General features: G+C 72.0%; 24 protein-coding genes and 2 tRNA genes. 13 read left to right on the top strand and 13 right to left on the bottom strand.

Going from position 1 to position 22,872, the window contains the following annotated elements:
• Nucleotides 1–15: 15 nt before the first annotated feature.
• The 3 genes from ACGGAQ_RS06840 (at nucleotide 16) to ACGGAQ_RS06830 (ending at nucleotide 378) form a co-directional block, all read left to right on the top strand.
• Nucleotides 16–89, top strand: a tRNA-Ile gene (locus ACGGAQ_RS06840).
• Between the two features lie 42 nt (nucleotides 90–131).
• Nucleotides 132–260, top strand: a complete 129-nt coding sequence (locus tag ACGGAQ_RS06835; RefSeq protein WP_007453934.1) for a DLW-39 family protein — start codon at nucleotides 132–134, stop codon at nucleotides 258–260.
• A gap of 42 nt (nucleotides 261–302) precedes the next feature.
• A tRNA-Ala gene (locus ACGGAQ_RS06830) sits at nucleotides 303–378 on the top strand.
• 135 nt (nucleotides 379–513) lie between these two features.
• Here the strand turns inward: ACGGAQ_RS06830 and ACGGAQ_RS06825 are convergent.
• Entirely contained in the window at nucleotides 514–1,080 is a 567-nt protein-coding gene (locus tag ACGGAQ_RS06825) for a GNAT family N-acetyltransferase (protein ID WP_393045283.1), read from the bottom strand.
• 225 nt (nucleotides 1,081–1,305) lie between these two features.
• Nucleotides 1,306–2,028 carry an LPXTG cell wall anchor domain-containing protein gene (locus tag ACGGAQ_RS06820; protein WP_393045281.1) on the bottom strand — a complete coding sequence of 241 codons (723 nt, stop codon included), beginning with the start codon at nucleotides 2,026–2,028 and terminating at the stop codon, nucleotides 1,306–1,308.
• A 141-nt stretch (nucleotides 2,029–2,169) separates the two neighbouring features.
• Here ACGGAQ_RS06820 and ACGGAQ_RS06815 point away from each other — a divergent pair, with 141 nt between their 5' ends.
• Complete coding sequence (locus ACGGAQ_RS06815) at nucleotides 2,170–2,478, top strand: hypothetical protein (RefSeq protein ID WP_393045279.1); 309 nt, start codon at nucleotides 2,170–2,172, stop codon at nucleotides 2,476–2,478.
• A 9-nt stretch (nucleotides 2,479–2,487) separates the two neighbouring features.
• Here ACGGAQ_RS06815 and ACGGAQ_RS06810 read toward each other — a convergent pair whose 3' ends face one another.
• From ACGGAQ_RS06810 to ACGGAQ_RS06800, 3 genes are read right to left on the bottom strand one after another with little or no spacing between them, the layout of a single operon-like run.
• Nucleotides 2,488–2,946 carry a hypothetical protein gene (locus ACGGAQ_RS06810; RefSeq protein ID WP_393045277.1) on the bottom strand — a complete coding sequence of 153 codons (459 nt, stop codon included), beginning with the start codon at nucleotides 2,944–2,946 and terminating at the stop codon, nucleotides 2,488–2,490.
• Between the two features lie 9 nt (nucleotides 2,947–2,955).
• A complete protein-coding gene (locus ACGGAQ_RS06805; protein WP_393045275.1) occupies nucleotides 2,956–3,786 on the bottom strand; it encodes an MBL fold metallo-hydrolase in 831 nt (276 codons plus the stop codon).
• 59 nt (nucleotides 3,787–3,845) lie between these two features.
• Nucleotides 3,846–8,294: an HAD-IC family P-type ATPase gene (locus ACGGAQ_RS06800; protein ID WP_393045273.1), complete on the bottom strand. Its 4,449-nt coding sequence runs from the start codon at nucleotides 8,292–8,294 to the stop codon at nucleotides 3,846–3,848.
• 214 nt (nucleotides 8,295–8,508) lie between these two features.
• On the opposite strand from ACGGAQ_RS06800, the gene ACGGAQ_RS06795 reads away from it, so the two are divergent.
• The 6 genes from ACGGAQ_RS06795 (at nucleotide 8,509) to ACGGAQ_RS06770 (ending at nucleotide 12,630) form a co-directional block, all read left to right on the top strand.
• Complete coding sequence (locus ACGGAQ_RS06795) at nucleotides 8,509–8,769, top strand: hypothetical protein (RefSeq protein ID WP_393045271.1); 261 nt, start codon at nucleotides 8,509–8,511, stop codon at nucleotides 8,767–8,769.
• A gap of 58 nt (nucleotides 8,770–8,827) precedes the next feature.
• Nucleotides 8,828–10,216: an MFS transporter gene (locus tag ACGGAQ_RS06790; protein ID WP_393045269.1), complete on the top strand. Its 1,389-nt coding sequence runs from the start codon at nucleotides 8,828–8,830 to the stop codon at nucleotides 10,214–10,216.
• Nucleotides 10,217–10,268: 52 nt separating this feature from the next.
• The gene (locus ACGGAQ_RS06785) at nucleotides 10,269–10,922 is read left to right on the top strand and encodes a GAP family protein (protein ID WP_393045267.1); all 654 of its coding nucleotides are present in this window, start codon (nucleotides 10,269–10,271) and stop codon (nucleotides 10,920–10,922) included.
• Nucleotides 10,923–10,986: 64 nt separating this feature from the next.
• Nucleotides 10,987–11,766: an SDR family oxidoreductase gene (locus tag ACGGAQ_RS06780; protein ID WP_393045265.1), complete on the top strand. Its 780-nt coding sequence runs from the start codon at nucleotides 10,987–10,989 to the stop codon at nucleotides 11,764–11,766.
• 37 nt (nucleotides 11,767–11,803) lie between these two features.
• The gene (locus tag ACGGAQ_RS06775) at nucleotides 11,804–11,998 is read left to right on the top strand and encodes a hypothetical protein (RefSeq protein ID WP_355133941.1); all 195 of its coding nucleotides are present in this window, start codon (nucleotides 11,804–11,806) and stop codon (nucleotides 11,996–11,998) included.
• An 83-nt stretch (nucleotides 11,999–12,081) separates the two neighbouring features.
• Entirely contained in the window at nucleotides 12,082–12,630 is a 549-nt protein-coding gene (locus ACGGAQ_RS06770; protein ID WP_354855012.1) for a YbaK/EbsC family protein, read from the top strand.
• Between the two features lie 53 nt (nucleotides 12,631–12,683).
• Here ACGGAQ_RS06770 and ACGGAQ_RS06765 read toward each other — a convergent pair whose 3' ends face one another.
• The 6 genes from ACGGAQ_RS06765 to ACGGAQ_RS06740 are packed head-to-tail and all read right to left on the bottom strand — an operon-like array spanning nucleotide 12,684 to nucleotide 18,360.
• A complete protein-coding gene (locus tag ACGGAQ_RS06765; RefSeq protein WP_393045263.1) occupies nucleotides 12,684–13,319 on the bottom strand; it encodes a DsbA family oxidoreductase in 636 nt (211 codons plus the stop codon).
• A gap of 20 nt (nucleotides 13,320–13,339) precedes the next feature.
• A complete protein-coding gene (locus ACGGAQ_RS06760; RefSeq protein WP_234584468.1) occupies nucleotides 13,340–13,768 on the bottom strand; it encodes a SufE family protein in 429 nt (142 codons plus the stop codon).
• 29 nt (nucleotides 13,769–13,797) lie between these two features.
• Complete coding sequence (locus tag ACGGAQ_RS06755) at nucleotides 13,798–14,223, bottom strand: CBS domain-containing protein (RefSeq protein WP_354854874.1); 426 nt, start codon at nucleotides 14,221–14,223, stop codon at nucleotides 13,798–13,800.
• 56 nt (nucleotides 14,224–14,279) lie between these two features.
• Nucleotides 14,280–16,049 carry a proline--tRNA ligase gene (locus ACGGAQ_RS06750; RefSeq protein WP_393045260.1) on the bottom strand — a complete coding sequence of 590 codons (1,770 nt, stop codon included), beginning with the start codon at nucleotides 16,047–16,049 and terminating at the stop codon, nucleotides 14,280–14,282.
• Between the two features lie 53 nt (nucleotides 16,050–16,102).
• On the bottom strand, nucleotides 16,103–17,335 hold the full coding sequence (locus tag ACGGAQ_RS06745; RefSeq protein ID WP_393045701.1) for a hypothetical protein: 1,233 nt from the start codon (nucleotides 17,333–17,335) through the stop codon (nucleotides 16,103–16,105).
• Entirely contained in the window at nucleotides 17,221–18,360 is a 1,140-nt protein-coding gene (locus tag ACGGAQ_RS06740; RefSeq protein ID WP_393045258.1) for a transporter substrate-binding domain-containing protein, read from the bottom strand. Before ACGGAQ_RS06740 ends, ACGGAQ_RS06745 begins: the two co-directional genes overlap by 115 nt.
• A gap of 323 nt (nucleotides 18,361–18,683) precedes the next feature.
• Between ACGGAQ_RS06740 and ACGGAQ_RS06735 the strand changes: the two genes are divergently transcribed.
• The 3 genes from ACGGAQ_RS06735 to ACGGAQ_RS06725 all read left to right on the top strand — a co-directional run bounded on the left by ACGGAQ_RS06735 (nucleotide 18,684) and on the right by ACGGAQ_RS06725 (nucleotide 21,083).
• Nucleotides 18,684–19,451: an SGNH/GDSL hydrolase family protein gene (locus ACGGAQ_RS06735; protein ID WP_393045256.1), complete on the top strand. Its 768-nt coding sequence runs from the start codon at nucleotides 18,684–18,686 to the stop codon at nucleotides 19,449–19,451.
• A gap of 125 nt (nucleotides 19,452–19,576) precedes the next feature.
• Nucleotides 19,577–20,089 carry a DUF2690 domain-containing protein gene (locus ACGGAQ_RS06730; RefSeq protein ID WP_393045254.1) on the top strand — a complete coding sequence of 171 codons (513 nt, stop codon included), beginning with the start codon at nucleotides 19,577–19,579 and terminating at the stop codon, nucleotides 20,087–20,089.
• A gap of 91 nt (nucleotides 20,090–20,180) precedes the next feature.
• Nucleotides 20,181–21,083 carry a sulfurtransferase gene (locus ACGGAQ_RS06725; protein WP_393045252.1) on the top strand — a complete coding sequence of 301 codons (903 nt, stop codon included), beginning with the start codon at nucleotides 20,181–20,183 and terminating at the stop codon, nucleotides 21,081–21,083.
• A 36-nt stretch (nucleotides 21,084–21,119) separates the two neighbouring features.
• On the opposite strand, the gene ACGGAQ_RS06720 is transcribed toward ACGGAQ_RS06725, so the two are convergent.
• Together ACGGAQ_RS06720 and ACGGAQ_RS06715 are read right to left on the bottom strand one after the other, a co-directional pair.
• Nucleotides 21,120–22,301, bottom strand: coding sequence for a hypothetical protein (locus ACGGAQ_RS06720; RefSeq protein WP_393045250.1), 1,182 nt, complete (start codon nucleotides 22,299–22,301; stop codon nucleotides 21,120–21,122).
• A complete protein-coding gene (locus ACGGAQ_RS06715) occupies nucleotides 22,298–22,855 on the bottom strand; it encodes a SigE family RNA polymerase sigma factor (RefSeq protein ID WP_393045248.1) in 558 nt (185 codons plus the stop codon). The genes ACGGAQ_RS06720 and ACGGAQ_RS06715 overlap by 4 nt, the downstream gene beginning before the upstream one ends.
• Nucleotides 22,856–22,872 lie beyond the last annotated feature (17 nt).

Here is a 22,872-nt window from a genome sequence, read left to right as displayed (position 1 = left end):
TGCTCGTCGCAACGCGGGGCTATAGCTCAGTCGGTTAGAGCGCAGAGCTGATAACTCTGAGGTCGATGGTTCGATTCCATCTAGCCCCACCGCACATCGTCCGACGCTAGTCGAGCGCGAGGGGTCGCCCCATGTTCAAGAAGCTGCTGATCCTGGCCGGCGTCGTCGGCGTGGCTGCCGTCGTCTTCAACAAGGTCAAGGCCGCCAACGACGAGCGTGCCCTGTGGCACGAGGCGACCACCGCGCCCGACCTGCGCTGACGTCCGGCCGGCGGCGAGCGACGCACGGCCGCCGCCGCTCACGGGGCCCTAGCTCAACTGGCAGAGCACTGCCTTTGCAAGGCAGGGGTTAGGGGTTCGAGTCCCCTGGGCTCCACCAGTACTTCCCGGTTGATCTGCTTCTTGATCTCGGCGGGCGCCCGGAGCCGGTTCTCCTGCCGCAACATCGTTGCCCGCAGGTGCAGTCCCATTGGGCCTCGCACTCACTCACTCAGTCACCCGGCCTGAGCGGACTTCATGCATCCCTGTGTCGTGCGTGCAGATGGCCATCGAGAGGGAATGCAGGTGGCGCTGCGGGCAGGACTCTGTCGAAGTCGTACCGGCTCTTCCCCGCCACTCGGCACGAGGCCAGGTTGTCCACCTGATGCAGGAGTTCAAGGCGCGTCAGCCCGTCGGGCCCCAGAATGTCGAAGGCCCAGCCAGTGAGAGCCTCCAAGGCGCGCGGCGCCACACCCTTTCCGCGAGCGTGCGCCGCAGTCCAATAGCCCACCTCGGCCGACGGCTTGCCGGGGGCTACGTCCTTCAGGACCACGTTGCCCACCAGCTGCCCGTGCGATGACTCGGAGCATGGTTCAAGGACCGCGAAGCCGAATCGGTCTCCCGTTGCCCAGCCTCGCTGCTGGGCCTGCACCCACCGGACCGCGTCAGCGTCGTCCTTCACGACAGAGTTCGTCCAGCGGCGCAACGCCGGATCTTCGCACGCCCTGACCAGTGCGGGAACGTCCTTCATGTGCCAGGGGCGAAGCACGAGGGCGGGGGCGGGCGGCATCGCGACCGTGTGTAGGACGACGGTGTCATTCACCAGTTGATCGTAGGTACGGCCGCTCGCCCGGGTCGAGCAGTGGCGCTTCGCGGTGCCCCGTCCGATCGAGGCGAGGCACGCGTCGGGCACCAGCGCTTCGCTGAGGACCGCTGGGAGGTAAGCCCGGCCATCGGGGCTGTGCGTGAAGTCTTCGCATTCCGCTGGGCGTTCGACGCAAGACGCGCCCGGCCCGACGATGCGTCGGGCCGGGCGCGTCAGTACGAGCTATGCCACGAAGCGGGCGCGGCGCCGGCGTGCGATCACGATGCTCGCACCGCCGACGAGCAGGAGCGCACCGCCGATGCCGGCAATGGTCGCGGTGTCGGCCCCGGTCAGGGGCAGTCCACCGCCCTCGCCGCCGCCGGCGACCGGGCTCGTGGAGGTGGCGGCAGTCGGCGGGACGGTCGAGGTGGCGCTCGGCGTCGCGGTGGGCTGGGACGTCGGCGACGCCGTCGCCGTCGGCTGGGCCGCACAGTCGAGCGTACGGGCGGCGTACAGGCCCTCGTTCAGGTAGGCCAGGTAACCATCGGTGGTCGCATCGTCGAGCGTCTTCTGTGCGGCCTCCTTCACCTTGGGGCCAGCGCCGGTCATCGTCTGCCCCACCTGGATCTGCAGATCCATCGTCCAGATGGTCTGCACATCCTTCTTGAGGAAGGCGCGCAGGTCGTCCGAGGTTCCGTCCAGCCGCTTCTGGATGGCGTCAGGCAGGGTGGTCAGGGACTCCTTCTTCGCCGTGGCCTGGATCTGGTTGGCCAGCAAGCGGAGCTGGGTGTTGGTGGCGGTGTCCAGGTCGACGGTGAACAGCTCGCGGATGTCCTTCAACGTCTTGCGCTCGACCGTCTGGCAGCTCTCGTTGAGACCCGGCGTAACGCTCTGCGCCACCGCCGGTGCCGCCGGAACCATGAAGGCCAGCGCTATCGCAACGCCCGCCGGGATCTTCCATCGCATGTGGATCTTCCTCCCCGTTGTAGATCAAAGACTGGGGATATTACCGTCGTCTGGCGATTGGCAAGGCCCCGGAAGGCTCGCTCACTGACCGCCTCGGTAATGACCTGTCGGGTTGGGCAGCGCACTTGTCATGATCCGCGGATGGATGAGCAACCAACCCCCGTCACCGTGCACATCTACTGTCGGGTCGAGGTGGTCGTCACCGACCCCGCGGCGGTCACCGGCCACGCGATCGCCGACCTGCGCACGGCCGACATCGACTGGTCCGAAGAGGCGGACGATCTCGAGACGGCAGTCGAGGAACTACGGTCGGACCTCGCCACCTCCCTGGCAGCCGTGGTGGACATCAGCCAGCTCGGTGACGGTATTCCGGGCGTGGAGTTTCGCGGTGGTCTGTGTTGGGCCGAACAGGGTCCGGCCCGGGACCCGTTCCGTGCCGAAGAGCAGTGATGGAGGGCGTCAGAAGCGGGAACGCCGCCGGCGGTCCAACCGCTGAAAGCGCGGACCGGCCCAGAGCCAAAAGAGCGACGCCGTCAATCCAGTGGCCCCCATGGCGACGATCACGCCTCGGGGGAGCTCGGTGTTGACCGGCATCGGCCCGCAGCTGGCCGGGGTGTAGTCGACTGTCAGTTGCTGGTGCAGCGGGGGTAGCCGCCGATCCGGGAACGATCGCTCGTAGATACCGCAGGTGGTCGGCCCGTCGGCCGTGTCGACGCGTACCAGCACGTAGGGGCCTTGGGCGTTCTGGGCCGGTTCCACCGCGACCACCGTCGCAGGCATCAGCACGCCGGCTGGTGGGGGCGGCTCGCGGTCGTCGGTGATGCCCAGCAGTATCAGCAGGCCGCACGGCAGCAGCAGTGCCAGCGGCAGACTCGGCCAGGCTTTCGGACGAGTCCCATTGGCCAGGAACGACGGCATGGCGTCAGGTTAGTCAGCACGATCAATCTGACGGAGATCAGAGGGCGGGGCGAGCGACGCGGTCTCGCCGCGCGCGATGGTGCGTACCTGCTTGACCCAGCCCCGGCGGCGGGCCTCGTCGACGAAGTGCGCCAGCGGGGAGCGGAAGACCGGGTAGTCGTCGTAGTGGATCGGCACCGTGAGCTTCGGGCGGATCAGCTCCACCAGGTCGGCGCCCTGCCGGGCGTCCATGGTGAGCAGGATTCCGGCGACCTTCGTGCCGCCGAGGTGGATCAGCATCGCGTCGATGTCCGGGTAGCGCTCGGGGATGTCGGTGAGCAGCGGACGGTTGAGCGTGTCGCCGGTTACGTACAGCCGGAACTCGCGCCGCCCGCCGCGTTCCACGTCGATCATCGTGCCCATCACGTCGGGCAGCAGCCGGTCCAGCGCGCCGGGGCCGTGCTTGCCGGGCATCGAGGTCAGCCGCAGGGTCGTACCGTCGCGGTGCAGCTCTCGTGACGACCAGGTCGGCAGGCCCTCGGCGGCGTGGAAGCCCCAGCGGCGCAGCTTGCGTTCGGCGGCGGGCGTGGTGACGATGGGCAGCTCCCGGTCCAGCTCCCGGCGGGCCACCCGGTCGAAGTGGTCGCCGTGCAGGTGGGACAGGACCACGGCGTCCAGGTGGGGAAGCTGGGAGATCCGCAGCGCCGGGTCCGTGCGTCGGCGCGACCACAGACCCTTCCCGAGGTACGCCCGCTGGCCGCGATGCAGGAAGTTCGGATCGGTGAGCAGGGTGAACCCGCCGACCCGTAGCACCGTCGTCGCGGTGCCGACGAACGTCACCTGTGGATGTTCGGCCATCATGCCCACCTCCTCGAACTCCGGTACCCCAACTGGTGGAGTCCACGCGGGCCAGACGTTGATCAGTCGCCGTCTGCGGGCTGGGCGAGGTCGGGTCGTGCCGACGGAAGGTGCTCCACCAGTCTGGTGAGCGCGCCGTTGGCGAAGGTGGCACCGAGCGCCGATCCGGCGCCGATGGTCCAGCCCACCGGGCCGAGCGGCGTGCAGCCAAAGAACTGACTCACCCCCGGCGTCTGCACCACCACGACCAGCACTCCCAGCGACGCCGCCGTGGACGCCAGTACGGCCGGGCTGGTGCCGCCGGCCAGAATGGTCTGGCCGAGCTGGGTGCCGACGAGCGAGACGAGGGCGACCGTTCCGGCCCGCCGCTGACGGCCGGTGTACCGGGCCAACGTCCAGCCGACGGTCGCGCCCAGCGTGGTGGACGCCGCGCGGAGCCCGATCTCCCTGCTGAGGGTCTCACCGAGCGACGCGTCGGGGCCCTCCCGGAGCAGCCCGTCGGTGCGGTCCGAGGCGGGTGGGCGGACCGCGATGGCCAGCGCCGGCGCCAGGTCGGTGAGCAGGTTGACCAGCAGCAGTTGCCGGCCGGTGAGAGCGGAACGGCCGGTCGCCGCGGCGGTGAGCACGCTGAACGCGATCTCGCCGAGGTTGCCGCCGACGAGGATGCTCAGCGCGTGGCGGACCGACGACCACATCGCGCGACCCTCGACCAGGGTGGCGATGATGGTCTCCAACCGGTCGTCGGTGACCACCAGGTCGGCGGCGGCCCGGGCCGCCGGCGTGCCGCGTTGGCCGAGGGCGATGCCGACGTCGGCCAGCCGGATGGCCGGGGCGTCGTTGGCGCCGTCGCCGGTCATCGCGACGGTCCGTCCGCACTTCTGCAACGCCTGGATGATGCGTACCTTGTGCGCCGGGGTGCAGCGGGCCACCACATCGGTGTTGGCCAGCCGCTCCGCGAGCGCGTCGTCGTCCAACTGGTCGAGTTCGGTGGCGGTGACCACCCGCTGCTCGTTGTGCTCGCTGATGGTGGCGGCGATCGCCTCGGCGGTGGCCGGGTGGTCCCCGGTGATCATGATGGTGTGGACCCCGGCCTGCCGGATCCGGCGTACCGCCGGGGCGGCGCTCTCCCGGACCCCGTCCGCGAGGGCCAGGAACCCCACGAAGGTCAGCCCTCGGACGTCGGAGTCGGTGATGTGCGTGGCGTCCACCTGGCACTCCGCGACGGCGAGGATCCGGTGCCCCGCCCCGGCCTGGTCGGCGAGCAGACGGTGCAGTTCCGCGCGGCCGGCGTCGTCCAGCGGCTCCTGCCGGCCGTCGGTACGCCGCGTCGCGCAGCGTGGCAACACCGTCTCCGGGGCGCCCTTGACGCTCAGCAGCAGGCGACCGTCGGTCTCGCCGATGCTCGCGTGGTAGCCGCGGGACGGTTCGAACGGCAGCCCGCCGGCAGCCCGCCAGCCGGCGGCGCCGGTCTGCTCCACCACCTGAGCCGTGGCGGCGCCGCGCCGGACCGCCCGGTCGGTCTGCAACGCCAACTCCTCCGGCTTGGCCGCGGCGGGGGTGGCCCGCAGCGCCGTGGCGAGGGTCAGTCGGAGTCGATCGTCGAGCCGGTCCACCGGGGCGTACCGGTCGCCGACGCCGTCGCCGACCCCGGCGAGCAGCAACTGGCCCTCGGTGAGGGTGCCGGTCTTGTCGAAGCAGAGCACGTCCACCCGGCCCAACGCCTCGATCGTGCGGGGGTTGCGGACCAACGCGCCGTGCTCGGCCAGCCGCCGGGCGGCGGCCAGCTGCGCGGCGCTGACCAGGAACGGCAGCCCTTCCGGCACCGACGCGACGGCGAGGTTCGCGGCGGTCGCCGCCGTTTCGGCCAGCGGTACGCCCCGGAGCAGCCCCGCGCCGGCCACGGCGATCGCCGAACCTGCGGCCAACGGGATGGCGGCGCTGGTCAACGAGCCGAGCCGGGCCTCCACCCCGCTGGTCGGGGGCGCCTGCCGGACCAGCGCCAGGCTGCGTCCGGACTCGGTGTCGACGCCGGTCGCCACCACCACGGCGGTTCCCTGGCCGGCGGCGACGGTGGTGCCCTCGTACAGCATCGAGTGCCGGTCGGCGATGGCCGCGGCGACGACCGGCCGGTTGCTCTTGGCGACCGGCAGCGACTCGCCGGTCAGCGACGACTCGTCCGCCTCCAGCCCCACCGATTCGAGCACCCGGCAGTCGGCCGGCACCGAGTCTCCCGATTCGAGGGTGATGACGTCTCCGCGGACGAGGTCCTCGGCCGCGACGATTCGCTCGACGCCGTCGCGGCGGACCCGGGCCGTCACCGCCGAACGCGACAGCAGCTCCGCCAGCGACCGTTCGGTGTTGCGTTCGTGCACCGCCCCGATCAGGGCCGAGCCACCGACGACGCTGCCCACCAGCGCGGCGTCGACAAGCGAGCCGAACGACGCGGAGAGCACCGCCCCGGCGGCCAGTACGGGGGTGAGCGGGTTGGACAGCTCGTCCAGGAACGCCCGCAGCAGGCCACCACCGGCGGGTGTGTCGCCGCCGCCCGCCCCCTGGCCGTCGTGTCGGCGCTGCGCCTCCGCGCTGGTCAGCCCGTCCGGCGTGGTGCCCAGCTGGTCGAGCACGGTCCGGACCGGCATCAGGTGCCAGGCGGTCGCCACCGGCGCCGGCGTGTCCGACCGGTCGGGCAACCGGCGGGCCCGCCAGACCCCGTTCGCGAAGGCCAGGCCGGCCGCGCCGTTGACCGCGACGAGCGACTTGTGGGGCAGTTGGGTCGGTGGGGCGGTGAACGCGCCCAGCGCCCCGAGGCCGGTGCCCGCCATGGCGAGCCGGATGTTCTGCCGCGTCATCCGCCGGGCCGCCCCGGTCGCCTCGACGACCAGGGCCACCACCCGCAGGTCGGTGCCGACCAGCAGGTGCGCTCCCCACGGCGGCAGCTCGTCCGGAGCGGACATCCCGAGGCCGCAGTCGGACGCGCCGAGGGCCGCCCGGTCTCCGGAGACGAGCATCACGACCGCCCCGTCGCGCTGCAACCCGCGTACCGAGTCGGCCAGGTGGTCTCCGCCGGGCAGCAGCGCGTCGGTGAAGCCGTACCGCTGCTCGTCGCCGCCGGCCACGATCAGCTTCAGGCCGGCGTGGCGGGCAGCGGCCGGCAGGCCGTCGACACCCGGCGCGGGTTCGGGTTCGACCCGCAGCAGCGCCGTGAGCCGGCCCGAGTGGGTGAGCCCGAGCAGTTGCCCGCCGGCCGCGCGCAGCCGCTCGCCGTCCGGCACGTCGCCGGGATCGCCCGCCGGGAATTGGTCCAGGGGTGCCAGCCGCCAGCCGTCCAGCTCCGGTGACCCGGTCGGGTCGCTCGGGTCGAACAGCGCGAACGCCCGCTCCGCCACCTCGTCGACGTCCACCTCGGGCGCCGGAGCCAGGTCGGCGAGTACGCCCCGCTCCGAGCCGAGCACCGCCGCGTCCAGCACCAGCGTGTCGATCCGGTCCAGTTCCCGCAGCACGCCACGGTCCATCGCGATCACCCCGCGCCGGGCGAGGATCCGGCCGAGCTGTGCCGCGTACCCCTCTCGTCCGCTGCCCGGGGCCTTGGGCAGCGCGGACAGGCCCAGCGCGGCGGCTCGCTTGCGCCCGGCGATCGGTGTCGCCGCCGCGGCGGCAGCCACGCCGGCGGTCAACATCCGGTTGATGTAGCGCTCGACCGGGCCGTCCGGCTTCGGGCAGGGCCGGTCGACCGTCGGCCACCGTGCGGTGGCGCGCTCGGGGTCGCCGGTCAGCCGCGGCTCGGCCTTCTCCCACGCGGCGAGTTGGGCCCGCGCCTCCCCCCACTGCACCATCCGTTGGGCGCCGTCGAGCACTATCCCCGTCCACCGGCCGGTCAGACCCTGCACCACCGCCTCGACCAGCGGAAAGATGACGTCGGCGCGCGGGTCGGAGCGCAGCCGCCTGCCGACGAAGGCGTGCAGCTTCGGTTGCAGGTCCGCAGCGGCCAGCAGGCCGGCGACCTCGCCGGGCAGTGGCGCGAACGGCAGGAGCCGGGTGGCCGCCGAGATGGTCAGGCCCAGCGCGTCCGAGGCGAGGGCGCCCAGGGTGCGCGGCGTACGCGGCCCCTCCTCCGGCGGATGTGGGGGCGGGATCTCCGGATCTGGTTCGTGGTCGCAGGTTTCCTCGATCCGCCCGATCGTGGCGATGAGGTCCCGCAGCCGCGGCTCGGGCGCCTGCACGGCTACCACCACCCGGCCGGACGGGGCGTTCACCCGGGCCCAGGCCACCCCGGGCAACCGCTCCAGCGCGGCCTCCACCTGCCGGGCCAACCGGTCGCCGCCGTCCTGGCAGACGCCGTGCACCTCGATGTGGTGCCGGCCGGGGCGGGACCAGACCCGACGCCGGCTCAGCCCGACCGTCCGGGCCAGCCGGGTCGCCGCCGACCCGACGGTCCGGGACGCCTCCCCGACCAGGTGCGGCACGCCGATGGACGGCAGGAGGCGGCCGGCGGCGCGACCCGCCGCCGTCATCGAGGCGTACGGCCGGACGGACGCCGACCCGACTCCCCGTTGTCGCTTGTGCCGTCGGTCATCTCGTCCTCCCACGCCTCGCGTCCGGCGGCCTGGCTTCCCGACCTGGCGTCCGTTATGCCCCTCGGAGCACCGGAACTTTGCGGGGCTGGCCGCGCATGGACGGGGTGGGCGGTGGAATCCGACGACCATCACCGGACACGGGGAGGCCGGAATGAGCACGCTGACACGACACCTCAACGGTTCACACGAGAACGTTCGGATGTACAGCCGACGGGTGGAGCTGCCAATGGTGGGCGAGCTGGCGGTGCCGCCACCGGACAAGATCGCCTACTACGCCGGGCTCGGCGTGCTGGCCGCGTTGCAGGTGATCGAATGGCCGCTCGCCCTGGTGATCACCGCCGGGCATCTCCTGGCGGACCAGCACTTCTCGGGACTGGTACGCGGCGTCGGGGAGGCGCTCCAGGACGCCTGACGAGAGCCGGGTCACCCCCGGTTGACATGAATCCGGGTTGAGGTCGCAGGCTCGGTGCATGTCGAGCCGAACCGCCACCCCCGTTCCGGTCTCCGCCGGGTTGTTCGCACCCCGGCTGCGGGCGATGACGGTGGGCAGCGTCGCGCTGGTGTCGCTGCTGGCGTTCGAGGCGTTGGCGGTCGGCACGGCCATGCCGACCGTCGCGCGCAGCCTGGACGGGCTGGCCCTGTACGGCATCGCGTTCGGCGGCCCGTTCGCCGCAGGCGTGCTGGCCATGGTCGTTTCCGGGATCTGGTGTGACGCACGGGGGCCGCGAGGACCGATGTGGCACGGCGTCGGCTGGTTCGTGGTCGGGCTGCTGATCGCCGGGACCGCGCCGATGATGACCGCGCTGGTGGTCGGACGGGTCGTGCAGGGGTTCGGCTCGGGGTTGCTCTCGGTGGCGCTCTACGTGATCGTCGGGCAGGCGTACCCCGAGGAGTTGCATCGGCGCATCTTCGCCGCGTTCGCTGCGGCGTGGGTCGTACCGTCGCTGGTCGGGCCGGCGCTGGCCGGCCTGATTGTCGAGTACCTGGGCTGGCGGTGGGTCTTTCTCGTGGTGCCGGCGGTGGCCGTCCCGGCGGTGCTGCTGATCCATCCGGGCCTGCGGTCGCTCGACGGGACCGTGCCGAGCCGGCCGCCGGCCGGCGCGATGGCCCGCATCGGCTGGGCCTGTGGGGCGGGCGTGAGCGCCGCACTGCTGCACATCGGGGGACAGCAGCGCGGCGTGACGGCCCTGGCGGTGATCGCGCTCGCCCTGGCCGGCCTGCTGGTCTGCGCTCCGCGCCTGCTGCCGCTGGGGTTCCTGCGGGCGGCCCGCGGGCTGCCCACCGTGGTCGGTCTGCGCGGTCTGGCGTCGGCGGCGTTCGTCGGCGCGGAGGTGGTCATCCCGTTGATGCTCTCCCGGGAGCGGGGGCTGTCGCCGACCGCCGCCGGGCTTGTTCTCACGGTGGGCGCGTTGGCCTGGTCGGTGGGCTCCTGGGTTCAGGGCCGTTTTCCGGCGCCGGCCTCCCGGGCCAGCTTCCCCCGCGTCGGGTTGTGCTGCATCACGGCCGGCATCGCGACGGTGGCGTTGGCCGTCCGACCCGAGCTGCCGGTGGCCGTCGCCGTGCTGGGCTGGGCGGTGGCGGGGCTCGGCATGGGACTGCTGTACCCGTCGTTGTCGGTGCTCACCCTGGAGCTGTCCGCGCCCGGCGAGCAGGGGCGCAACAGCTCGTCGCTGCAACTGGGCGACTCGCTCTTCGCGGCGACCGTGCTGGCGCTAACCGGTGCCGTACTCGCTGCCGGGAGTGCGCCCGGCCCCGCCAGCTACGTGGTGACCCTGGTGGTGGCGGCCGGTCTGGCACTGGTCGGCGCGCTGCTGGCCGGCCGGGTGGTGATGGACGGGACCACACGGCCGGGCGGGTGATCGGCTGAGGATTCGACGTGTCCGCACCGGGCGGGCGCGAGGATGGCAGGCGATGAACCTCCTGACGGTCCTGCCGCTGGCCGTGGTGATGGTCGCCGGGACCCAACTGGTCGTGGCGGTCTTCCTCGCCTCGTCCGACCGGCCCCGGGCCGCGTCGCTGGGCTTCCTCGCCGGCGCCGGCCTGGTGGTCGCCGTCGGGGTGACCGTGAGCTGGTTGTTGACCCGGTTGCTGGGCGGGTTGGCGACCGACGCCAGCGCGGCCGCCAGCAGGATCGATCGCGGTCCGGTCATCGACCTGGTGGTGCTCGCGCTGCTGGTGTGCCTGGCCCTGGTCGTCTGGCTGCGCCGCAACCGGTCTGGACCGCCGCGCTGGTTGGGCAGCGTGAGCCACGCCGATCCGCGCTGGGCCGCACGGATGGGTGCCCTGCTCTTCGTGGTGACACCCACCGACGACCTCACCATGGCGACGGTCGGCGCGACAGTGGCCCGACACAACCTCCCCTGGTGGCACCTGGTGCCGTTCGTGCTGCTCACCGTGCTCCTGCTCGCGGTGCCGCTGCTGGCGTTGGTGCTGCTCGGTCAGAAGGCGGCGCGGGTGCTGGCCCGGATGCGGGAGTGGGCCGAGGGGCACTCCTGGATCGTCAACGAGATCGTGATCGCGTTCTTCGCGCTCCTGACCGTGCTGGATCTGGTCCGTTCGGGGTGAGCCGTCACGTGTGCAGTCGCGCGGCCGTCATCAGCACGACGGGTCCGCGGAACAGGAGGAGACGATGAGGGTTCTGGTCACCGGGGCGGGTGGTCGACTGGGTAGCCATGTGCTGGCGCGGCTGCGCGACGACGGGATGAGCGTCCGGGCCAGCAGCCGTCGGCCGCGTACCGGCTCGGACGTCGAGTGGGTCGTCGCCGACCTGGCCACCGGCGACGGGCTGGCCGAGGCGGTGACCGGGGTGGAGGCGGTGGTGCACCTGGCGTCCTCGCCCCGAGGGCGTACCCATCAGGTGGACGTGCTGGGCACCCGTGGGCTGGTGGTCGCCGCCGGCGCGGCCGGCGTCCAGCACCTGGTCTACGTCTCGATCGTCGGGGTGGACCGGGTGCCGATCCCGTACTACCGGCACAAGCTGGCAGCCGAGCAGGTGGTCGCGGCCGGCCCGGTGCCGTGGTCGGTGCTGCGCGCCACCCAGTTCCCCGAGTTCCTCGACGATCTGCTGACGACCAGCGCGCGGCTGGGCCCGGTGTTCGGCGACCGGGCGGTGCTCGCCCAGCCGGTCGACCCGGGTGAGGTGGCCGCCCGGCTCGCGGCCCGGGTGGCAGCCGGCCCGCTCGGGGGCACCGAGGAGTTTGGTGGGCCGCAGGTGCTCCGCTTCGACGAGGCGGTCCGTGCCTGGCGGGAGGCGCGCGGGTCACGCCGACCGCTGCTGCCGGTACGAATCCCCGGCCGGCTCGGGCGCGAGCTGCGCGCCGGTGGGTTGGTCACCGAGGCGCTGCCTCGCGGTGTGCGTACCTGGGCCGACCACCTCGCGGACACGTACGGGGGAACCGCGCGGAGATGAGAGGGATACCGGTTCACGTTCGTCTTACGGTGACGTCATGTTCGTTGTCGTCACCACGGTGATCCTCTACGTTTTCGGTTTCGTCTTCCTCTACGGCGTGATCCGGCTGGGTGTCCGGCACGCGCTGGAGGACCTGGAGCTGCAGCGGGCCAAAGCCCGACGCGAGGAGGAGCTGGCGGCCGCCCGCGACCGTTCCTTCCTGCGCGACAACGCGTTCCTCGCGGGCAGCTGAGCCGCGACGTGGAGGTGGTGTCGCGAGACGGCTCGGGAGTCGGCGGGCGATCCGGCGGCGCGGGTGCGAGGATCGCACCCGTGATGGGAACGTTGAAGACCGAACCGGCCCGTGCCCGCCTCGATCTGCTCGCCGCGCCGGTGGCGGAGGCCATCGCCCAGTGGCCGGCCAACGCGCCGGTGGACGTCGACGACGTGCTGGTCGCGCCGATCGACGCCGACCTCGCCGACACGGCGGCGTTCTGCGAGGCGTACGAGGTCGGGCTGGACGTGTCGGCCAACTGCGTCGTGGTGGCCGGAAAGCGCGAGGGTGTGGTCCGCTACGCCGCCTGCATCGTCCTGGCCACCACCCGGGCCGACGTGAACGGCGTGGCCCGGCGGGCGCTGGACGTGCGCAAGGCGAGCTTCGCCCCGATGACGGACGCGGTCGAGTTGACCGGCATGGAGTACGGCGGCATCACCCCGATCGGGCTGCCGGCCCAGTGGCCGATCCTGGTGGACGCGCGGGTGATCGCCACCCCGCACGTGATCATCGGGTCCGGCGTACGGCATAGCAAGATCGCGCTGCCCGGGCCGGCGCTGGGCGCGCTGCCCGGCGCGCAGGTGGTCGAGGGCCTGGCCAGGCCGGCCTGACCAGGCACCGACATCGATACCGTTGCACGTGAAACATCGCCCCGGTCGATGTCTCAGCGCGCTGCGGCCTCCCGCTGCTCGACCTCGGCCAGCGCGGCGAGGAGCGTGGACGTCTCCTGGGCACCACTGACCGCGTACTTCCCGGCCAGTACGAACGTCGGGACGCTCGTGATGCCCAGGTCGCGGGCGGCCGCGAGTTCGGCGGCGAGTTCGGCGGTCCGCTCGTCGGAGTCGAGGAACCGGCGGGCGTCGGCGGCGTCCAGGCCGATCGAGCCGGCGATCGTCGCCAGCACCTCTCGGGAACCGACGTCGAGACCCTTGGTGAAGTGCGCCTGGTACAGGGCCTCCACCATCTCGGCCGCCCGGCCGTGCTCGGTGGCGTAGGCGACCAGTCGGTGGGCGTCGAAGGTGTTCGCGGCCACCGCACGGTCGTAGTCCAGCCGAAGCCCGTCACCCGCCGCGGCCTCGGTCACCCGCGCGACCATCTGCCGGGCGCGCTCCGGGCCGCCGAACTTGTCGGCCAGCGCGTCGACCACCGGGAGCGGCTCGGGCACCGGCGACGGGTCGAGTTGGAACGGCCGGTACCGGACTGTCACCTCGCCGTCGTAGCGGGCGATTGCCTCGTCCAGGCGGCGCTTGCCCAGGTAGCACCACGGGCAGACGACGTCGGCGTAGATCTCGATCTCCATGATCGGTGGCAACGGCCCGCTCAGTCGAGTTGTTCCCGGACCTGCCGCTTGAGCCGGCCCAGGATCGCCGTGCCGCCGCGCACCCGCAGCGGGCTGATCGCCTGGGCCAGGCCCATCCGCTGGTAGAGGTCGTCCGGCACGGCCAGCACCTCCTCGGCGCTCGCGCCGGCCAGACCCTCGGCGAGGATCCCGGCGAACGCCCGGGTGGTGGGCGCCTCGGGCGGGCAGTCGAACAGGGTCTCGACGGTCCCGTCCGGCGTCACCCGGGCGCGCAGGAAGAACGCGGTCTGGCACTCGGGCACCTGCTCCATGCCCTCGTGCCCGGCGGCGTCGGCGGGCAGCGGCGGGATGACGTCGGCGTACTCCAGCAGCATCTCCAGCACCAGGTCGCGTGGCGCGGCGGCGAACTCGTCGACGATCTCGGCCAGTCGGGCCGGCATGTCAGCCATGTGTCGAGGCTACCGCCGGCGCCGACGGCTCACGTGGTCGGAGACTGTTCGCTGATCTCGCTCAACGCGCTGGTCGGGTCGAGCTGCATGGCCAGGTCACCGAGCGAGACGATCCCCACCAGCTTGCGGTCGCTGTCGCAGACCAGCACCCGGCGGATGCCCCGGTCTCGCATGAGCGCCGCGGCCTCACCCGCCGTGCAGTGCTGCTCGATCATGACCACCTCGCGGGTGACGATCGAGCCGATGGTGGTGGCCGCCGGTGAGCTGTTCTCGGCTACCGCCCGCACCACGATGTCCCGGTCGGTGAGCATGCCGGCGAGGGTGGCGCCGTCGGTGACCACCACGTCGCCGATGTCCGCCTCCTTCATCACCCTGGCCGCCTCGTCCAGGGTGGTCTCGGCCGACAGGTACACGACCTGTTTGGTCATCACGTCGCTGACCCGGTAACCGGTCATGAGATCCTCCGAAGACGTATCACCCGATCCGACTGCACTACCCCGTGACGCGGTGGCTACACCAGGTTCGCACGCTCCCGGCGGGCCTCGTCGACGATCCGCTCCACCACACCGTCCACCGGCAGCTCCGCGCGCCCGTCGCCGGCCCGCTCGCGCAACTCCACGTACCCGTCGGCCAGCCGGCGGCCGACCACGACGGTGCGGGGGATGCCGATCAGCTCCGCGTCGGTGAACTTGACCCCGGCCGAGACGTGCGTCCGGTCGTCGACAAGCACCCGCAGGCCGGCGGCGGCCAAGCGCCCGCCGAGGTCCAGCGCCGCGTCGAGCTGCGGGCCCTTGCCGGCGACCACCAGGTGTACGTCACACGGCGCGACCGCCGCAGGCCAGACGAGTCCCCGGTCGTCGTGGTGCTGCTCGGCGATGGCCGCGACCGCGCGGGAGATCCCGATGCCGTAGCAGCCCATGGTGGGCCGGACCGGCTTGCCGGCGGGCCCGAGCACGTCGACCGCGAACGCGTCGGTGTACCGGCGACCGAGCTGGAAGATGTGCCCGATCTCGATGCCCCGCCGGATGGTCAGCTCGCCGTCGCCGCAGTCGGGGCACGGGTCGCCGGCGCGCACCTCGGCCGCCTCGACCGTGCCGTCGGGCGTGAAGTCCCGCCCGCAGACCACGCCCGTCGCGTGTCGACCCGGCTCGTTCGCCCCGGTCAGCCACGCGGAGCCGGTCACCACGCGAGGATCGACCAGATAACGGATGCCCAGCTTGCCGAGCACCTGCGGACCGATGTACCCGCGCACCAGATCCGGATGCCCGGCCCACTCGTCGAAGACGGCCACCTGGGCCGGCTCCAGCGCGGCGCCGAGCCGCTTCAGGTCGACCTCCCGGTCACCGGGCAGCCCGACCACCAGGAGTTCGGCCCGCTCGGCGCCCGGCTGACGCACGGTCAACACGACGTTCTTCAGAGTGTCGGCGGCGGTCCAGTCGTCCCGGTCACCGAGCCGGCGGCCGTTCGCCAGCTCGACCAGGCTGGCGATCGTCGCGGTCTCGGGGGTGTCGTGCACCTGCGTCGCGGGTGCGGTGGCGAGGTCGATGGCAGCGGGTGCCCGGGTGACGACGGCCTCGGTGTTCGCCGCGTAGCCGCACGCGGTGCAGCCGACGAACGTGTCCTCGCCGACCGGGGTCGCGGCCAGGAACTCCTCCGACGCCGAGCCGCCCATCGCGCCGGACATCGCGTGCACCACCGTGTGCTCCAGGCCCAGCCGGTCGAAGATCCGCTGGTACGCCGCCCGGTGCCGGGCGTACGCGTCCCGCAGCCCCGCCTCGTCCAGGTCGAAGGAGTACGCGTCCTTCATCAGGAACTCCCGGCCGCGCAGCACACCGGCCCGGGGCCGCGCCTCGTCGCGGAACTTCGTCTGCACCTGGAACAGCGTCACCGGGAAATCCCGGTACGAGGTGAACACGTCCTTGACCAGCAGCGCCGCCATCTCCTCGTGGGTGGGCGCCAACAGGTGCTCGGCGCCGCGCCGGTCGGCGAGGGTGAAGAGGAGGTCGCCGTACTCCGTCCACCGGCCGCTCGTCCGGTACGGCTCGGCGGGCAGCAGCGCCGGGAAGTGCACCTCCTGGTCGCCGATCGCGGTCAGCTCGGCACGTACCACCTCGGTGATCCGGTCCAGCACCAGCTTGCCCAGCGGCAGCCACGTGTAGCCGCCCGGTGCGGCGCGACGGATGTAACCGGCGCGCAGCAGCAGCCGATGGCTCGGCACCTCCGCGTCGGCCGGATCCTCGCGCAGGGTCCGCAGCAACAGGGTCGACATGCGTAGCAGCATTCGGGCAGCCTAAGACCGCCGGTCCCGGTGCGGCGATCCAATTCGGTCCCGGGTCACGTGTCGCCGGGAAGGCGGCCCTCGCAGCGGACGTCCGGGTCGGCGACCGGCCGCCGGGGCATCATCCAGTTGAGCGCGGTCTCCTCCACCGGCCAGCCCCGCACCGACACCAGGCTGTACGGAACCGCCGCCGGCTGGGGGCAGAGGACCTGCGACTCGACCCACCCGTTCGGCAGGAACCGCACGGTGGCGGTCCGGTCCAGCATGATCGTCGACGTGTCGGTCACCGTGATGAGCGCGCCGAGCACGACCTGCGGGCCGCCGTTGGCCGTCGGCGGGCCGTCCCCACCGTCCAGGCCTGCCGTGCCGCCGTTCGTCGGAGCAGCCGACGCGCCCGGGATTGCCGAGGGCGTGCTTCCCACGGCCGGCGAGGCCGGTCCGTCCGGGGCTGGCGAGGCCGCGACGTCCGGGGCCGGCGAGGTCGACTGCGTCGGGACGACCTCGACCGCGGCGGTGGGTAGCAGCGGCACCCGGAGGAAGACCGCGCCCATCACTACCGGGAGCACCGCGGCGACGGTGAACGCCAGACTGTGCGTCAGCGTCGGGGCGATCCAGGCGGGGATCGGGCCGGTGAGCAGCACGGTGGCGGCGGGCGGCAGCGCCAGCAGCGCGGCCGTGGCCATCTCGCCATCCTGGTACGCCGTCCAGATGGCCGGGCCCAGCACGGTGTACGCCAGGACCGCTGCGGCCAGCGGCAGGGCCACACTGACCAGCAGGATCCGGGTCGGCTGGTCAGGATGCAGGTAGCGGGTACGCAGCGCGAGCAGCCACAGGCCGAGCATCAGCAGCGACGGCAGGAAGCGGAGCTGCCAGGTGAGTGCCCCCAGCGCGACCGCCGCGCTGATCACCCAACCGGGGGTGCGTGCCGTCCCGGAGGCCAGTAGTGACCGTTCCGGGTCGAACCGGTCCGGAGCACTGAGCCGGAGCAGTCGACCGAGGACGCCGAAGGTGAGCACGACCACGGGGAACGCCCACACCAGGGCGATCAGCAGCGCACTGAGCAAGCCGAGCGGACTGACGTACTGGACCAGCAGCAGCATCGTGGACATGTCCTGTTGGCTGAGCTGCCACAGCCGCAGCACCAGGAGCAGGACGGGAAAGGTGGGAAGGAGGGTCAGCAGCCACTGCTGCGCCTGGCGCGCCCCCGCCATCCGGCGCGGGCCGACCGCCTTGGCGGAGCCGGTGGTGAACCGGGGTACGCCGGGGGCGGTAGCGCGATCCTCTCCCACGGCCACTGTCGCACCTCCACCTTCCTCGGATCGGGTTGCTGCTGTTCCGCGACCGGCTGCGGGAGGTTGTATCCCTGCTGCCAACGGAGGTTGGCGTTGTACGCGTTCTCCCAGGCCGAGTCGTTCTCGTCCTTGGCCGACTTGTAGAGCGCCAGGTCGACCAGGTCGAGCAGGGCCTGGTTGGGGCCGGTGTTGACGCCCCACCGCTCCTGGGGCGACGAGCCGATGTCCCAGTGCCGCAGCGGTTTCACGTTCTTGAGGGTCACCGGGAAGTGCTGACCGTCGCCGTCCGGCTGGTCGCCGGTAACGAAGCCGGCGAGGATCGCCGCGTCGGTGGTGACGGCCTGCACCTTGCCGTCGTACAGCTCCTGGATGCACTCGCTGATCCTGTTTCGACCCACCGGCGAGGCGCCGGCCTCGGCGAGGCGCTGGATGGACGTCGAGGTGGTCAGCGAGCAGACCGTCAGCCCACGCAGATCCTCCAGGCTGCTCACCTGCTTCTGGTAGCTCTTCAACGTCACCACCGACTGCTCGGTGTTCAGGTACGCGGCCGAGAAGACGGCGCCCTCCTCCCGGCGCTTGTCGTTGATGCTGTACGACGCGATGACCAGGTCGACGATGACGAACCCCTCGCCGTCCTGGGCCTGTCGACGGGCCCGGTCCTCGCTCTCGATCGGCACGAAGCGCACCTGGGAGTGGTCGAACCCGAGGTAGCTCGCGATCATGTACGCGATGTCGACGTCGAAGCCCTTCCAGACGTTGTTCGGGAGGCGCTGCGAGATGCCCGGCTGGTCGTCCTTCACGCCGATGACGAGCTGCTGCTTGCCCTTGAGGCCGGCGTCCTCCAGCAACTCGTCCCGGGTCGGCGGGCCCATCGCGAGGACGATCGGGACCAGGGCGGCTGCCAGGACGGCCAGCGCGACGATGAGCCCCACGAGTCGGATCTGACGGGTCCGTGCGGTGCGCGGCGACGTGGGTGCCGCCGGGGCTGGCCCGGCGGGGCTCGGCTCGCTTGCCTGACTCACCTAGGCCCTCCCCACTGCGCGGTCCGGTGACCGGCCCCTCATTGTGCGGCCTCAATGCGAGCCAGGGCACTCCACCACCAGCCGGATAGGCGACACGAGGCTCAGCGCTGACGGTGATCGACACGAGTGCACCGATATCGCGGTATCCGAGGCGGGTTGATACCGCGATATCGGCGATGCCGTGTCGATCATGGGCACTTGCTTGAGGAGATTGGTTCGCCGTCGCATGACCTCCGCCACCTCGGCCGGTCGGGGCACCGGCCGACGTGGGTCCGGTGACAGACTGGTCGCCGCAGGCAACGGGTGGCGTGAGGGGGGCGCGGGTGCGCTGGCGCAGTTTTGTCGCGGTCGGTGACAGCTTCACCGAGGGTATGGACGACGCGTACCCGGACGGCACTTACCGGGGCTGGGCGGATCTGGTGGCGACCCGTCTCGCCGCCGAGGCCGGCCCCGACTTCCGGTACGCGAACCTGGCCATCCGAGGCCGGCTCTTTCCCAGCGTGGTGGCCGAGCAGGTGCCCTCCGCGGTGGCGATGAAGCCCGATCTGATCAGCTTCGCGGCCGGCGGCAACGACGTGCTGCGGCGCACCTTCGACCCGGACGCGCTGGTCTCCCGCTTCGACGAGGTCGTCCGGCAGTTGCGCTCGGGTGGCGCGGACGTGCTGCTCTTCCGATTCGCGGACGTGATGGCACGGCTGCCCGGTCAACGTCTCGTCGCTCCCCGGGTGGAACTGCTCAACCAGGCGGTCGGTGAGACCGCCGAGCGGCACGGCGCCATCCTGGTCGACCTGTACGCCGACAACACGTTCCTCAACCCGATGCTCTGGAGCACCGACCGGCTGCACCTCTCCCCGGCGGGGCACCGGCGGGTCGCCGGGCAGGTGCTCAACGCGCTCGGGGTGGGCTGTGACGAGGAGTGGCTGATGGTCCCGCCGCACCCGGCGCCATCGCCGTGGCTGGCCGCCCGCGCGGCCGACCTGCGCTGGGCCGGTCAGCACCTGGCCCCGTGGATCAGGCGGCGGCTCACCGGCCGGTCGTCCGGCGACACGGTGACCGCGAAACGTCCGCTGCTCGGCCCTCTCGCCGACTGATCCTGCGAGACAGCACCCTGCCGTGCCGAGCGGTACCGCGCCCGACATCGCGGTGCCGGAACGATGACGCGGTGATGATCAGTCCTCCTACAGTCCGGGAATCCGCGCTGACTGGAGGTTTGTAGATGATTGTCACCCAGAACCGTAGCCGGGCCCGACGGCTCACGACCCGCGTGGCGGCGGCGCTGGCCGCCGTGACCGTCGGACTCACCGTGGGTCTGATCGGCGGCCAGCCGGCCTCCGCCGCGACGTCCGGCTGCGGCTCGGTCTGCGACGGCAAGGACCCGGACACCTACATCGCCACCGTGGACGGCAAGTACATGCGCTGCGGGTACCTGGACAACGCGTACACCAAGTACACGGCCACCTACGTCGAGCTGCGCTACAGCACGTTCTGCCGCACCGCCTGGGCCCGGCAGACGGGCAGCTTCGGCTACATGTCCGGCGTGCTCGTGCAGAGCTTCGACAGCAGCGGGTCGCTGCGCAAGCAGTACGACAACCTCCGTACGAGTGGTTCGTGGTCGGCGATGGTGAACGACAAGGGCTACACCGCCCGCGCCTGCTTCTACCAGTACGACGAGGAAATCGACCAGGTCAACGACAAGAAGCACATCCTCTACTGCACCGCCAAGTTCTGACCTATCGGGCTCCTTCGCGCGGGCGGGCACGGCGGCGACCTCGTCGTCGTACCCGCCCGCGGCTCTGTGCGAGGGGCGTAGTTTGGGGATCATGTCTGTGCCGAACGATCCTGATCCCCGCCTCCAGTCGTACGCCGACCCGCAGCGGCTGGTCACCACCGACTGGTTGGCCGAGCACCTGGGCGACGAGGGCCTCGTCGTGGTCGAGTCCGACGAGGACGTCCTGCTCTACGAATCCGGTCACATTCCCGGTGCCGTCAAGGTCGACTGGCACCTCGACCTGAACGACCAGGTCACCCGGGACTATCTCGACGCGACGAGCTTCGCCGAGATGTGTGCCGCCAAGGGCATCGGCCGGGGCGACACCCTGGTCTTCTACGGCGACAACTTCAACTGGTGGGCCGCGTACGCCCTCTGGGTGTTCTCGCTCTTCGGCCACGCCGACGTGCGCCTGCTCGACGGCGGCCGGCAGAAGTGGATCGCCGAGGGGCGCGAGGTGACCCGCGACAAGCCGACCCGGCCCCGCGCCGACTACCCCGTGCCGCTGCGGGACGATGCCCCGCTGCGGGCGTTCCGCGAGCAGGTGATGGCGCACATCGCCGTCGGGCGGCCGCTGGTCGACGTCCGGTCCCCGGGCGAGTACACGGGCGAGATGCTGCACATGCCCGACTACCCGCAGGAGGGCGCGCTGCGCGGCGGGCACATCCCGGGCGCGGTCAGCAAGCCGTGGAAGTCGGCGGCGAACGAGGACGGCACGTTCAAGTCCGCCGACGAGCTGAAGGCCATCTACGCCGACCAGCTCGGGCTGAGCCCGGACGACGACGTGATCGCGTACTGCCGCATCGGTGAGCGGTCCAGCCACACCTGGTTCGTGCTGCGGCACCTGCTGGGCTACCCGCAGGTGCGCAACTACGACGGCTCGTGGACGGAGTGGGGCAACCTGGTCCGGGCGCCTGTCGTGAAGGGCGACCAGCCCGGCGGCATCGCCGCCTGAGGGGGCGGGCCCGGCCGGCTGAGCGCTCGACGAGCCTCAGCCGGCCAGCGCCAACACGCCGCGCAGGTCACGGATGATGCCGGTGATCGCGCCGGTCTCCGGGTCCCAGCGGGCCAGGGCGGCCGGTTCCAGGCGGAGCAGCACCGCGCCCTTGTTGTCCCAGCCCAGCACCGGGCAGCAGCCCTTTCCGCGGTCCCGACCGAGGTCGAGCACGTGGGTCACCTCGCCGGTACGGGAGTCCAGCACGGCCACCCCCTCGGCGCCGTCGATCGGGGTGCTGGTGATCCACGCGGCGCTCGCCAACCGGCCGCCGTGCAGCCAGCCCCGGCCGTAGAACTCGTTGACCTGGTACGGCGAGGGCAGCGCGTCATGGGTGATCCGTTGTTCGGAGCGGATCGTGGCCTCGCGGGCGCTCCGGCTGCGCAACGTCAGGCCACCCCGCTCGCCGGTCACCTCGATCAGCGCCGCCTCGCGGCCGGCCTCCGGGTCGGGTGCCACCACGTTCCACGCCGACACGTCGATGGTGCTCGCCGCCTCGGTGTCGCGCTCCACCGCGTACGTCCGGTTGTCGCCGCCGACCAGCACCCGGTCGTGCGCCCAGACCACCAGCTCCAGGTAGCCGTCGAGCGGGATCCGGCGTACGCCCGCGGTGGTGAGATCCACCATGATCAGCTCATTGGTCTGCGCGAAGGCCGCCCACCGGCCGTCCGGCGACAGAACACCCGGCTTCACGGCGGTCGCTTCGTTGCCGTCCGCGTCCCGGGTGGGCGCCAGCGTCACCACGTCGAGACCGCGGACGACACCGTCGTCGCCGAGGATCCGGACCGGGCCGTCCGCGCGGTTCTCCTCGTCGACGGGCTGGAACAGCGCCAGCGCCCGCTGGACCGGTCGCTCGGACAGTTGCACGGTCGCCGGGCCGCTCAGCCGGTTCAGCGGATCGGGTGGGTACGTCAGCTCGGTCGGCGGACGCTGCACGGGATCGGCGTGGGTGGGCTCGACGGTCGGCGCCACCGTGTGGTTCAGGGGCGGAGCGGCGGACGGCCGGCGGACGGCGACCGTGCCCCCGCCGACCAGCACCACCGCCAGGATGGCCGCGCCGAGCACCCGTCGGGTACGACGCGTGCGCCGCGCCCGGTCCCAGCCGGCCGTCGCGGGCTTGCTGGGTAGCACGTCCTCCACGCTGACGGCGAGCAGTTGGCGCAGATCCCGCTCGTTCACTGGTTCACCTCCAGGTCGGCGGTCGGGTCGCCGGCGCGGGTCGCGCCCCGGCTCGGTCGGCCATCTCCGGTGAGATCGGGGGCCACCTCGCGGAGCCGGCGTAGCGCCATGTGGCACTGGCTCTTCACGGTGCCGACGGTCACCCCGAGCGCCTCCGCCGTCGCGACCTCGGTCAGGTCCTCGTAGTAGCGCAGCACCAGCACGGCCCGCTGCCGGGGCGGCAGCAGCCCCAGCGCGTCGTGCAGGGTCAGCCGCAGCGCACCGTCACGGTCGGGGGCCACCTGCTCCGGCGGTGCGGCGCTGAGCCACTCCCGGCGTCGACGCCGCCACCACGACACCGCGTCCCGGTAGAGGATGGCGCGCACGTAGGCGGCGGGATCGCCGTCGCGGACGGAGGTCCAGCGCAGCGCCAGCTTCAGCAGGGCGTCCTGGAGAAGGTCCTCGGCCTGGTGCCGGTTGCCGCAGATCAGGAAGGCCGCACGCAGCAGGCGGTGCTGGTTGCTCTCCACGAAGGCGAGGTAGCCGTCGCGGCCGTCGTTCGCCGTCGAACCCATCCGCACCCCTTCCGGCC

Source organism: Micromonospora sp. NPDC047557, from assembly GCF_043205095.1.
In the GTDB taxonomy this organism is placed as follows: domain Bacteria; phylum Actinomycetota; class Actinomycetes; order Mycobacteriales; family Micromonosporaceae; genus Micromonospora.
The sequence above is the reverse complement of the archived record's forward strand: the minus strand, read 5'-3'. Positions and strand labels throughout refer to the sequence as shown.

What these genes read in the sequence shown, in the direction of transcription:
- ACGGAQ_RS06835 (WP_007453934.1), top strand. Translation starts at nt 132, where the DNA reads ATGTTCAAGAAGCTGCTGATCCTGGCCGGCGTCGTCGGCGTGGCTGCC.
- ACGGAQ_RS06820 (WP_393045281.1), bottom strand. Translation starts at nt 2,028, where the DNA reads ATGCGATGGAAGATCCCGGCGGGCGTTGCGATAGCGCTGGCCTTCATG.
- ACGGAQ_RS06815 (WP_393045279.1), top strand. Translation starts at nt 2,170, where the DNA reads ATGGATGAGCAACCAACCCCCGTCACCGTGCACATCTACTGTCGGGTC.
- ACGGAQ_RS06810 (WP_393045277.1), bottom strand. Translation starts at nt 2,946, where the DNA reads ATGCCGTCGTTCCTGGCCAATGGGACTCGTCCGAAAGCCTGGCCGAGT.
- ACGGAQ_RS06805 (WP_393045275.1), bottom strand. Translation starts at nt 3,786, where the DNA reads ATGATGGCCGAACATCCACAGGTGACGTTCGTCGGCACCGCGACGACG.
- ACGGAQ_RS06800 (WP_393045273.1), bottom strand. Translation starts at nt 8,294, where the DNA reads ATGACGGCGGCGGGTCGCGCCGCCGGCCGCCTCCTGCCGTCCATCGGC.
- ACGGAQ_RS06795 (WP_393045271.1), top strand. Translation starts at nt 8,509, where the DNA reads ATGAGCACGCTGACACGACACCTCAACGGTTCACACGAGAACGTTCGG.
- ACGGAQ_RS06790 (WP_393045269.1), top strand. Translation starts at nt 8,828, where the DNA reads ATGTCGAGCCGAACCGCCACCCCCGTTCCGGTCTCCGCCGGGTTGTTC.
- ACGGAQ_RS06785 (WP_393045267.1), top strand. Translation starts at nt 10,269, where the DNA reads ATGAACCTCCTGACGGTCCTGCCGCTGGCCGTGGTGATGGTCGCCGGG.
- ACGGAQ_RS06780 (WP_393045265.1), top strand. Translation starts at nt 10,987, where the DNA reads ATGAGGGTTCTGGTCACCGGGGCGGGTGGTCGACTGGGTAGCCATGTG.
- ACGGAQ_RS06775 (WP_355133941.1), top strand. Translation starts at nt 11,804, where the DNA reads ATGTTCGTTGTCGTCACCACGGTGATCCTCTACGTTTTCGGTTTCGTC.
- ACGGAQ_RS06770 (WP_354855012.1), top strand. Translation starts at nt 12,082, where the DNA reads ATGGGAACGTTGAAGACCGAACCGGCCCGTGCCCGCCTCGATCTGCTC.
- ACGGAQ_RS06765 (WP_393045263.1), bottom strand. Translation starts at nt 13,319, where the DNA reads ATGGAGATCGAGATCTACGCCGACGTCGTCTGCCCGTGGTGCTACCTG.
- ACGGAQ_RS06760 (WP_234584468.1), bottom strand. Translation starts at nt 13,768, where the DNA reads ATGGCTGACATGCCGGCCCGACTGGCCGAGATCGTCGACGAGTTCGCC.
- ACGGAQ_RS06755 (WP_354854874.1), bottom strand. Translation starts at nt 14,223, where the DNA reads ATGACCGGTTACCGGGTCAGCGACGTGATGACCAAACAGGTCGTGTAC.
- ACGGAQ_RS06750 (WP_393045260.1), bottom strand. Translation starts at nt 16,049, where the DNA reads ATGCTGCTACGCATGTCGACCCTGTTGCTGCGGACCCTGCGCGAGGAT.
- ACGGAQ_RS06730 (WP_393045254.1), top strand. Translation starts at nt 19,577, where the DNA reads ATGATTGTCACCCAGAACCGTAGCCGGGCCCGACGGCTCACGACCCGC.
- ACGGAQ_RS06725 (WP_393045252.1), top strand. Translation starts at nt 20,181, where the DNA reads ATGTCTGTGCCGAACGATCCTGATCCCCGCCTCCAGTCGTACGCCGAC.
- ACGGAQ_RS06715 (WP_393045248.1), bottom strand. Translation starts at nt 22,855, where the DNA reads ATGGGTTCGACGGCGAACGACGGCCGCGACGGCTACCTCGCCTTCGTG.